Origin of the sequence: Streptomyces sp. NPDC058326 (assembly GCF_042879855.1) — a bacterium.
Classification (GTDB): Bacteria; Actinomycetota; Actinomycetes; order Streptomycetales; family Streptomycetaceae; genus Streptomyces.
Genome location: NZ_JBHVZO010000001.1, coordinates 662,513 through 671,375 on the forward strand (window position 1 = coordinate 662,513; position 8,863 = coordinate 671,375).

7 protein-coding genes and 1 rRNA gene are annotated in these 8,863 nt (G+C 72.2%); 5 read left to right on the forward strand and 3 right to left on the reverse strand.

Annotated elements, in window-relative coordinates; translation table 11 throughout:
- Nucleotides 1-66: 66 nt before the first annotated feature.
- Both mtrB and mtrA read right to left on the reverse strand, forming a co-directional pair.
- Entirely contained in the window at nt 67-2,085 is a 2,019-nt protein-coding gene (gene mtrB, locus ACFVYX_RS02855; RefSeq protein WP_389679473.1) for an MtrAB system histidine kinase MtrB, read from the reverse strand.
- A 1-nt stretch (nt 2,086) separates the two neighbouring features.
- On the reverse strand, nt 2,087-2,764 hold the full coding sequence (gene mtrA / locus ACFVYX_RS02860; protein ID WP_030224028.1) for a two-component system response regulator MtrA: 678 nt from the start codon (nt 2,762-2,764) through the stop codon (nt 2,087-2,089).
- 329 nt (nt 2,765-3,093) lie between these two features.
- On the opposite strand from mtrA, the gene ACFVYX_RS02865 reads away from it, so the two are divergent.
- The 5 genes from ACFVYX_RS02865 to ACFVYX_RS02885 are packed head-to-tail and all read left to right on the forward strand — an operon-like array spanning nt 3,094 to nt 8,516.
- Entirely contained in the window at nt 3,094-4,317 is a 1,224-nt protein-coding gene (locus ACFVYX_RS02865; RefSeq protein ID WP_389679474.1) for a hypothetical protein, read from the forward strand.
- 4 nt (nt 4,318-4,321) lie between these two features.
- Nucleotides 4,322-5,014 (forward strand): DUF4129 domain-containing protein, encoded by a 693-nt coding sequence (locus tag ACFVYX_RS02870; protein ID WP_389679476.1) that lies wholly within the window; start codon nt 4,322-4,324, stop codon nt 5,012-5,014.
- Nucleotides 5,011-6,213, forward strand: a complete 1,203-nt coding sequence (locus ACFVYX_RS02875; RefSeq protein WP_389679477.1) for a DUF4350 domain-containing protein — start codon at nt 5,011-5,013, stop codon at nt 6,211-6,213. The genes ACFVYX_RS02870 and ACFVYX_RS02875 overlap by 4 nt, the downstream gene beginning before the upstream one ends.
- Nucleotides 6,210-7,193 (forward strand): AAA family ATPase, encoded by a 984-nt coding sequence (locus tag ACFVYX_RS02880; RefSeq protein ID WP_389679478.1) that lies wholly within the window; start codon nt 6,210-6,212, stop codon nt 7,191-7,193. The genes ACFVYX_RS02875 and ACFVYX_RS02880 overlap by 4 nt, the downstream gene beginning before the upstream one ends.
- Before the next feature lie 12 nt (nt 7,194-7,205).
- The gene (locus tag ACFVYX_RS02885; protein ID WP_389679479.1) at nt 7,206-8,516 is read left to right on the forward strand and encodes a DUF58 domain-containing protein; all 1,311 of its coding nucleotides are present in this window, start codon (nt 7,206-7,208) and stop codon (nt 8,514-8,516) included.
- 93 nt (nt 8,517-8,609) lie between these two features.
- Here ACFVYX_RS02885 and rrf read toward each other — a convergent pair.
- Nucleotides 8,610-8,726, reverse strand: a 5S ribosomal RNA gene (rrf, locus tag ACFVYX_RS02890).
- Nucleotides 8,727-8,863: the final 137 nt, after the last annotated feature.

Here is an 8,863-nt window from a genome sequence, read left to right on the forward strand (position 1 = left end):
CGCGCATGGCGCGCCCTTACCGCCGGCTCCTCTCGAACACCCCGCCCCGCGTGCCCCTCTCGGGAGTCAACGCCCACGTGTCCCGTCCTCCCGCTCCACGTTCCCGTTCTCACCCGTCGCCGGACCCGCCCCGACGGTGTCGCCGTCCGCCGCCGTCCTTGCCACGACCCGTGCGCCGCTGCCGGGCAGAGCCGTCGGGTCGACGGTCGCCCGCGGCGGCACGGGAAGCCTAGGCGGCACGGGGAGCTGCGACCGGTCACCGACGGCCTGCGCCGGCACCGCCGCCGTGAGCCGTGCGCCCTCCTGAGCGCGCCCGGTGGCCGCCTGCTCACGGTTGCGCCGCGAGTCCTCGGGCTCCAGGGGTATCGGGGAGCCCCGCAGCGGCTCGTCCGCCGTGCGCGGCAGGGTGAGCCGGAACTGCGACCCGCCGCCGGCCTCGCCCCAGGCCTGGAGCCAGCCGCCGTGCAGCCGGGCGTCCTCGACCGCGATGGACAGGCCGAGACCCGTGCCGCCGGTGGTGCGCGCGCGGGCCGGATCGGCCCGCCAGAAGCGGTTGAACACCCGTGTGGCCTCGCCGGGCTTCAGTCCGACGCCGTAGTCCCGTACGGCGACGGCGACGGCCCCGCCCGCGGCGGCCAGCTTCACCACGACGTCCCGGCCCTCACCGTGCTCGACCGCGTTGACGACGAGATTGCGCAGCACCCGCTCGACCCGGCGGGCGTCCGCCTCGGCCACCACGGGCTGCTTGTCACCGACGACGACGATCCGGGTGCCCTTGCGTTCCGCGAGGGGTTCGGCGCCACCGATGACCCGGCGCACGACCTGCCGCAGATCGATCGGCTCGGCCTCCAGGGCCGCCGCGCCCGCGTCGAAGCGGCTGATCTCCAGCAGGTCGGAGAGGAGCGACTCGAAGCGGTCGAGCTGGTCGCCGAGGAGTTCGGCGGAGCGGGCGGTGACCGGGTCGAAGTCGACACGCGCCTCATGGATGACGTCGGCGGCCATCCGCACCGTGGTCAGCGGCGTCCGCAGCTCGTGCGAGACGTCCGAGACGAACCGGCGCTGCATCCTCGACAGCTCCTCCAGCTGCTGGATCTTGAGCTGGAGGTTCTGCGCCATCTTGTTGAAGGCCTCGCCGAGCCGGGCGATGTCGTCCTCGCCGGTGACCTTCATGCGTTCCTGGAGCCGGCCGGCCGAGAGCCGCTCGGCGATCCCGGCGGCCATCCGCACGGGCGTGACGACCTGCCGCACCATGAGCCAGGCGATGGCCCCGAGCAGCACGACGACGAACAGCCCGGCGGTCGCCAGGGTGCCCTTGACCAGGGTGAGGGTGTCCTCCTCCTGCGTCAGCGGGAAGACGTAGTACAGCTCGTACGGGTCTCCGTCGGCGTCGTTCATCCGCTTGCCGATCACCAGACCCGGCTCGGACGCCTTGCCGTTCGTGTAGTGGATGCTCGTGGTCTTCTGGAAGGTGCCCGCGCCCTGGGCCACCTCGTGCCGCAGATCGGCGGGGATGCTGGCGGCCGGATCGACCTCGCCGGAGGCTCGCACGCCCCGGCTCGCGGTGTCACCGGTGTCGAGGGAGAGCGCCACCACGTTGAAGGCGCTCTGCCCCCCACTGGCGAGCTGCTCGACCAGCGTGGAGCGCCAGTTCACGGAGACACCGGCACGCCCGCCGTCCTGCTGACCGGGAGCCGAGGAGGTGGTCGCCGCCCTGTCCTGGGCGGCGGAGAACCCTCCGGCGGCCTGGCTCTGGGCGGCCCTCTCCTTGGCGTCGAGCAGACCGTTGCGGACCTGGCCGATGACGACCAGGCCGAGCAGCAGCACCACCCCGAGGGACATCAGCAGGGTGCCCGCGACGATCCGCAGCTGGATGTTCCGCCGCCACAGCCGCACAGCGGGCAGCAGCGGCCGGCGCACCCAGCGCGCGAAGAGCCGGAGGACCGGTCCACCCGGCGCCCCGTCCTGGAACAGCCGTCCGCCCAGGAGCAGACGGCCGGATCGCGAGCCCCCCCGCCCCGGTCCGGCAGCCCGCCCCGTACGGATTCCCGGGTCCCCGGGCTTCGGAGCAGCACTGCCTGTACTCATGTCAGCTCGGCCCCGCCTTGTAACCGACACCACGGACGGTCACCACGATCTCCGGGCGCTCGGGGTCCTTCTCGACCTTCGAACGCAGCCGCTGGACGTGCACGTTCACCAGCCGGGTGTCGGCCGCGTGCCGGTAGCCCCAGACCTGCTCGAGCAGGACCTCACGGGTGAACACCTGCCACGGCTTGCGCGCCAGCGCGACGAGCAGATCGAACTCGAGCGGGGTGAGGGCGATGGACTGCCCCTCCCGCTTCACGGAGTGCCCGGCCACGTCGATGACGAGGTCACCGATGGTCAGCTGCTCCGGAGCCGGCTCCTCGGACCGCCGCAGCCGTGCCCGGATACGTGCGACCAGCTCCTTCGGCTTGAACGGCTTGACGATGTAGTCGTCGGCCCCGGACTCCAGGCCCACGACGATGTCCACCGTGTCGCTCTTGGCCGTGAGCATGACGATCGGCACACCCGACTCGGCCCTGATCAGGCGGCACACCTCGATGCCGTCCCTGCCGGGCAGCATCAGGTCGAGCAGCACCAGGTCAGGCTTGGCCTCCCGGAATGCGGCAAGCGCCTTGTCACCGTCCGCGACGAACGACGGCTCGAACCCTTCACCCCGCAACACGATGCCGAGCATCTCGGCCAGTGCGGTGTCGTCGTCGACGACAAGAACGCGTCCCTTCATATCGACATCATCCCATTAGCCAATCGTTACCTGCCGTGACCTGTCCCACAGCGCCTCCCCAGCCCGGAGCGCGACCCCGTCGATCGCACCCCGCTCGGCCCGCCATCGCACGGTTCGCGCATGATGATCGGGTATCCGCACAGTGTGCAGCCTGCCGCCCGCACAATGAAGGTCCGGACAAAGGTACGAACGACAGGTCCGGCCCCGCCCACAGGCGGGTCCCACGTGGCACGATGGCACCCGGCCCGCCGCCGTGTCAGGTGTCGGCCGCCGTGACCGAGCCGGTTCGCCGATCCGGCACCGCGACCATTCCTCCGAGGTGGACGACCGTGAACGACACTCCGGGCTGGACCTCGCCCGGATCCGCCCCCTCCGACGACCAGAACGGTTCCGGGGTCCCCCGGCCCGCTCCGTCCGACGCGAACGGCCCCGCCCCTCAGTGGTCGAAGGACCAGCCGCCCGCCGGCCGGTGGTCCCCGCCGACCGACGGCACCCCTCCCCCACTCCGAGCCCCTGTGCGCGGCCCGGGATGGAACGGCCCGCAGCCCCACGGTCAGTGGGGCAGGCCCCCGGCCGCGAAGCCCGGCGTGATCCCGCTGCGCCCCCTGGGCGTGGGCGAGATCCTCGACGGCGCGGTGAAGACGCTCCGCACCTACTGGCGCTCCGTGCTGGCGATCTCGGTCACCGTCGCGGTGATCTCCCAGGTGGCCAACATCCTCGCCCAGCGGTACTTCACGCCCGCCACCCCGGCGGTGAACCCTGACGCCACCCCGGCCGAGGCTCTCGAACAGTCCCTGGAGTCGGCCCAGGCGTCCTTGATCGGTCTGGGCCCCGCCCTGCTGGTGACGCTGATGGCGTCCCTGGTCTGCGCCGCCCTGCTGACCGTCGTCATCAGCCGCGCCGTCCTCGGCCGTCCGGTGACGCTGGGCTCCGCCTGGCAGGAGGCCCGCCCCCGCCTTCTCCAGCTCCTCGGCCTCACCCTGCTCCTCGCGGCCCTGAGCGTGGCCGTCATCCTCGGTGGCGTGCTCCCCGGGATCCTGATCGGCGGCGCCGCGGGCGTGGCCCTGACCGTCGTCGGAGGCATCGGCGCCATCGTGGCGGCCGTCTGGCTCATGATCCGCTTCAACCTCGCCTCCCCTGCCCTGATGCTGGAGCGCCAGGGCGTGATTGCCTCGCTGAAGCGCTCGGCCAAGCTGGTGCAAGGCTCGTGGTGGCGGATCTTCGGCATCACCCTCCTCACCCAGTTGCTGATCTTCGTGTTCACCATGATCATCGCGATCCCGTTCACGTTCATCGGCATCGCGGTCGACGGCGACGGCTTCTCCGGCCTGCTCTCCGGCTCCCCCGCCACCTTCGGCTGGCCGTTCCTGATCATCACCGGCATCGGCGGTGTGATCACCGGAGCGATCACCTACCCGATCTCGGCCGGAGTGACGGTGCTCCTCTACGTGGACCAGCGCATCCGCCGCGAAGCCCTGGACCTCGAACTGGCACGGGCCGCGGGCCTCCCCGGCTACGGCCCCGCACCGGGCGACCAGACCGTCGGAGGCTGATGCCGTGACGGTCACGGGGGGCACGGCCACGGCATGGGCGCGACTGCGCGCCGACAGCGACGTACCGGTGGACATCTCCCGCGTCCCCGCCCGCGAGGCGGCGGAACGGGAGCTGTCCAAGCCGATGTACCACGAGAACGACCCGAACCTCCTCCAGCGCGGCCTCGACCGCTTCTGGGAGTGGCTCGGCGACCTGTTCAGCGCCGCGTCCGGCGCCACCCCCGGCGGCGTCCTCGGCCTCATCGTGGTCGCCCTGTTCGTGGCCGCCGCCGTCGCCGCCCTCTGGTGGCGCCTCGGCACCCCCCACCGCGCCCCCGGCACCACCGCCGACTCCCTCTTCACGGACGGCCCCCGCACCGCCCACGACCACCGGACCGCCGCCGCCCGACACGCCTCCGCAGGCCGCTGGAACCAGGCGGTCCAGGAAAGGATGCGGGCCGTCGTACGCTCCCTCGAAGAGCGCGCCCTCCTCGACCCCCGCCCCGGCCGCACCGCGGACGAGGCCGCAGCCGAGGCCGGCCGCACCCTGCCCTCCCACGCAGACGAACTGCGCCTCGCGGCCCGCACCTTCGACGACGTCACATACGGCGGCCGCACCGCCGACGAGCCCGCGTACCGCCGCGTCGAGGAACTGGACACCGCCCTGCAGCGGACCCGCCCCACCCTCGACAACGCCTCCACGGGGACGCCCGCATGAGCCGCCCGGCCACCAGCACCACGTCGACCGCCCTCTCCCCCCGCCGGCTCTGGAACCGTGCCCGCGGCGCGGCCCTCGTCCTCGCCCTGGTCCTCATCGGCGGCATCGTCCTCGCGACCATGCGGTCCACCGGCTCCCACGGCGCGCTCGACCCCCGCTCCGCCGACCCCCACGGCAGCCGTGCCGTCGCCGAACTCCTCAAGGCCCGTGGCGTCACGATCACCCTCGCCACCACCCTCGACGAGGCCACGGCAGCGACCGACACCGCGAGCACCCTTCTGGTCACCGCTCCCGACCTGCTGACGGAGACCCAGCAGTCCACCCTCCGCCGGTCCATCACGGGATCCGCGGCCCGCACCGTCCTCCTCGGCGCCGGCAGCCCCTCCCTCCCCACACTGGCCCCGGGCGTCACCGCCGCCACCAGCACCCCCGTGGAGAACCGCTCCCCGTCCTGCACCCTGGAGGCGGCCACCCGCGCCGGCAGCGTCGACCTCGGCGGCGAGCGCTACCTCACCGCCCCCGCCACGGCCGCCGAAGCCTGCTACCCCGCCGACGGTCTGCCCTCCCTGGTCCGCCTCCCCGGCCCCGACGCCACCGACACCGTCCTCCTCGGCTCGCCCGACATCCTCCACAACAACCGTCTCGACCAGCAGGGCAACGCCTCGCTCGCCCTGCAACTCCTCGGCTCCCGGCCCCATCTCGTCTGGTACCTCCCCTCCCTCTCCGACGCCTCCGGCACCGCCGACGCACCCGACGACGACACCACGGGCAACTTCCTCGCCCTCATCCCCTCCGGCTGGCTGTGGGGCACACTCCAGCTCGCGATCGCGGCCCTGCTCGCCGCCATCTGGCGAGGCCGCCGCCTCGGCCCCCTGGTGACCGAACGGCTCCCCGTCGCCGTCCGCGCCTCGGAGGCCACCGAGGGACGCGCCCGTCTCTACCGCAAGGCGAACGCCCGCGACCGCGCCGCCTCTGTCCTGCGCACCGCGACCCGGACCCGGATCGCCCCCGCGCTCGGCGTCCCCCTCCGGGACGCCCACTCCCCCGAGCGCCTCCTCCCCGCACTCTCCGCCCGTCTCCCCGAGACCACCGCGGACCCCAGAAACCTCCTCTTCGGCCCAACTCCCGCCGACGACACCACTCTCATCCGCCTGGCGGACCAACTCGACGCCCTCGAAAGAGAGGTACGCACCTCATGAGCGCCCCGACCCCCGAGACCGCCATGGACTCGGACAGCGCCCGCGCCTCCCTGGAGGCCCTGCGCACCGAGATCGCGAAGGCCGTGGTCGGCCAGGACCCCGCCGTCACCGGTCTCGTCGTCGCCCTGCTCTGCCGGGGGCACGTCCTCCTCGAAGGCGTCCCCGGTGTCGCCAAGACCCTGCTGGTCCGTTCGCTCGCCGCCGCACTCGAACTCGACACCAAGCGCGTCCAGTTCACCCCCGACCTGATGCCAAGTGACGTCACCGGCTCCCTGGTCTACGACACCCGGACATCCGAGTTCTCCTTCCAGCCCGGTCCGGTCTTCACCAACCTCCTGCTCGCCGACGAGATCAACCGCACACCCCCGAAGACCCAGTCCTCCCTCCTGGAAGCGATGGAGGAACGCCAGGTCACCGTCGACGGCACTCCCCGCGCCCTCCCGGATCCCTTCCTGGTCGCCGCGACCCAGAACCCCGTCGAATACGAGGGCACCTACCCCCTCCCCGAGGCCCAACTGGACCGGTTCCTCCTCAAGCTGACGGTCTCTCTCCCCTCACGCGCGGACGAGATCCAGGTCCTCACCCGGCACGCCGAGGGCTTCGACCCCCGCGACCTGAAGGCCGCCGGCGTCCGCCCCGTCGCCGGCCCCGCCCAGCTCGAAGCCGCCCGGACCGCCGTCGCCAAGGTCTCGGTCTCTCCCGAGATCGCCGGCTATGTCGTCGATATCTGTCGTGCCACGCGTGATTCCCCCTCACTCACGCTCGGGGTCTCCCCCCGAGGCGCCACCGCCCTGCTCTCCACCGCCCGCGCCTGGGCCTGGCTCACCGGCCGGGACTACGTCACCCCGGACGATGTGAAGGCCCTCGCTCTCCCCACCCTGCGTCATCGCATCCACCTGCGGCCCGAGGCCGAGATGGAGGGGGTCACCCCCGACTCCGTCATCACTTCGATCCTCGCCCACGTCCCCGTCCCCCGCTGAGAACGGCGCCCCATGGCCCTCACCGGACGAACCGCGCTGCTCGCCGCCCTCGGATCGCTCCCCGTCGGCATCCTCGCCCCCAGCTGGACGGGGATGCTCGCGGTGAACGCGCCCCTCTCCCTCGCAATTCTGTGCGACTACGCCCTGGCGGCGCCAGTACGAACGCTCCAATTCACCCGAAGTGGTGACACATCCGTTCGACTCGGTGACGCCGCGGACGTCCAGCTCACCGTCACCAATCCGTCCCGCCGCACCCTTCGGGCCCAGCTCCGCGACGCCTGGCCGCCCAGCAGTTGGCTCCCCGGCACCGAGCAGACCTCCTCGCGCCGGCGACTCACCGTCCCCGCCGGCGAACGCCGCCGCCTCACCACGAACCTCCGCCCGACCCGCCGAGGCGACCGCCACGCCGAACGCATCACGGTCCGCTCCTACGGCCCCCTCGGCCTCGCGGCCCGCCAGGGCAACCATGTGGTGCCCTGGACCGTCCGCGTCCTGCCCCCCTTCACCAGCCGCAAGCACCTGCCGTCCCGCCTGGCCAGGCTCCGGGAGCTCGACGGGCGCACCAGCGTGCTGACCCGTGGCGAGGGTACGGAGTTCGACAGCCTCCGCGAGTACGTCCCCGGCGACGACACCCGGTCGATCGACTGGCGTGCCACCGCCCGCCAGAGCACGGTCGCCGTCCGCACGTGGCGCCCCGAGCGCGACCGCCACATCCTCATCGTCCTCGACACAGGCCGCACCTCGGCAGGCCGCGTCGGGGACATCCCGCGCCTGGACGCCTCCATGGACGCGGCCCTCCTCCTCACCGCGCTCGCTTCCCGCGCCGGTGACCGCGTGGACCTCCTGGCATACGACCGGCGCCTCCGCGCCCAGGTCCAGGGCCGCTCAGCCGGCGACGTCCTGCCCGCCGTGGTGAACGCCCTCGCTCCGCTCGAACCCGAGCTGGTGGAGACCGATGCCCGAGGCTTGGCCGCGGCCGCTCTCGCCCGCGCGCCTCGCCGCTCCCTGATCGTCCTGCTGACGACCCTCGACGCGGCCCCGATCGAGGAGGGCCTTCTCCCGGTCCTGCCGCAGCTCACGCAGCGTCACACGGTCCTCGTGGCGTCCGTGGCCGACCCTCAGATCGTCCGGATGGCCTCGACGCGCGGCACGATCGAGGGCGTGTACGAAGCTGCGGCCGCGACCCAGACAAAGTCCCAGCGCTCCCGCACGGCGGACCAGCTCCACCGCCGTGGCGTCACGGTCGTCGATGCCGCGCCCGACTCTCTGGCTCCCGCTCTGGCAGACGCCTATCTGGCCCTCAAGGCAGCCGGCCGTCTCTGACAACCGCCCCCTGCACGGCCCTCGGAAGGGGTTCCGGCCGGTGAACGCAGAAAAGCCCCGCACCATGAGGTGCGGGGCTTTCCCACAATGATTGTTCGGCGGCGTCCTACTCTCCCACAGGGTCCCCCCTGCAGTACCATCGGCGCTGAAAGGCTTAGCTTCCGGGTTCGGAATGTAACCGGGCGTTTCCCTAACGCTATGACCACCGAAACTCTATGAAGTTAACCAACCGGATATCGGCACAGTTCGTTACTTCAGAACTAACACAGTGGACGCGAGCAACTGAGGACAAGCCCTCGGCCTATTAGTACCGGTCAGCTCCACCCATTACTGGGCTTCCACATCCG

What these genes read in the sequence shown, in the direction of transcription:
- mtrA (WP_030224028.1), bottom strand. Translation starts at nt 2,764, where the DNA reads ATGAAGGGACGCGTTCTTGTCGTCGACGACGACACCGCACTGGCCGAG.
- mtrB (WP_389679473.1), bottom strand. Translation starts at nt 2,085, where the DNA reads ATGAGTACAGGCAGTGCTGCTCCGAAGCCCGGGGACCCGGGAATCCGT.
- ACFVYX_RS02875 (WP_389679477.1), top strand. Translation starts at nt 5,011, where the DNA reads ATGAGCCGCCCGGCCACCAGCACCACGTCGACCGCCCTCTCCCCCCGC.
- ACFVYX_RS02880 (WP_389679478.1), top strand. Translation starts at nt 6,210, where the DNA reads ATGAGCGCCCCGACCCCCGAGACCGCCATGGACTCGGACAGCGCCCGC.
- ACFVYX_RS02885 (WP_389679479.1), top strand. Translation starts at nt 7,206, where the DNA reads ATGGCCCTCACCGGACGAACCGCGCTGCTCGCCGCCCTCGGATCGCTC.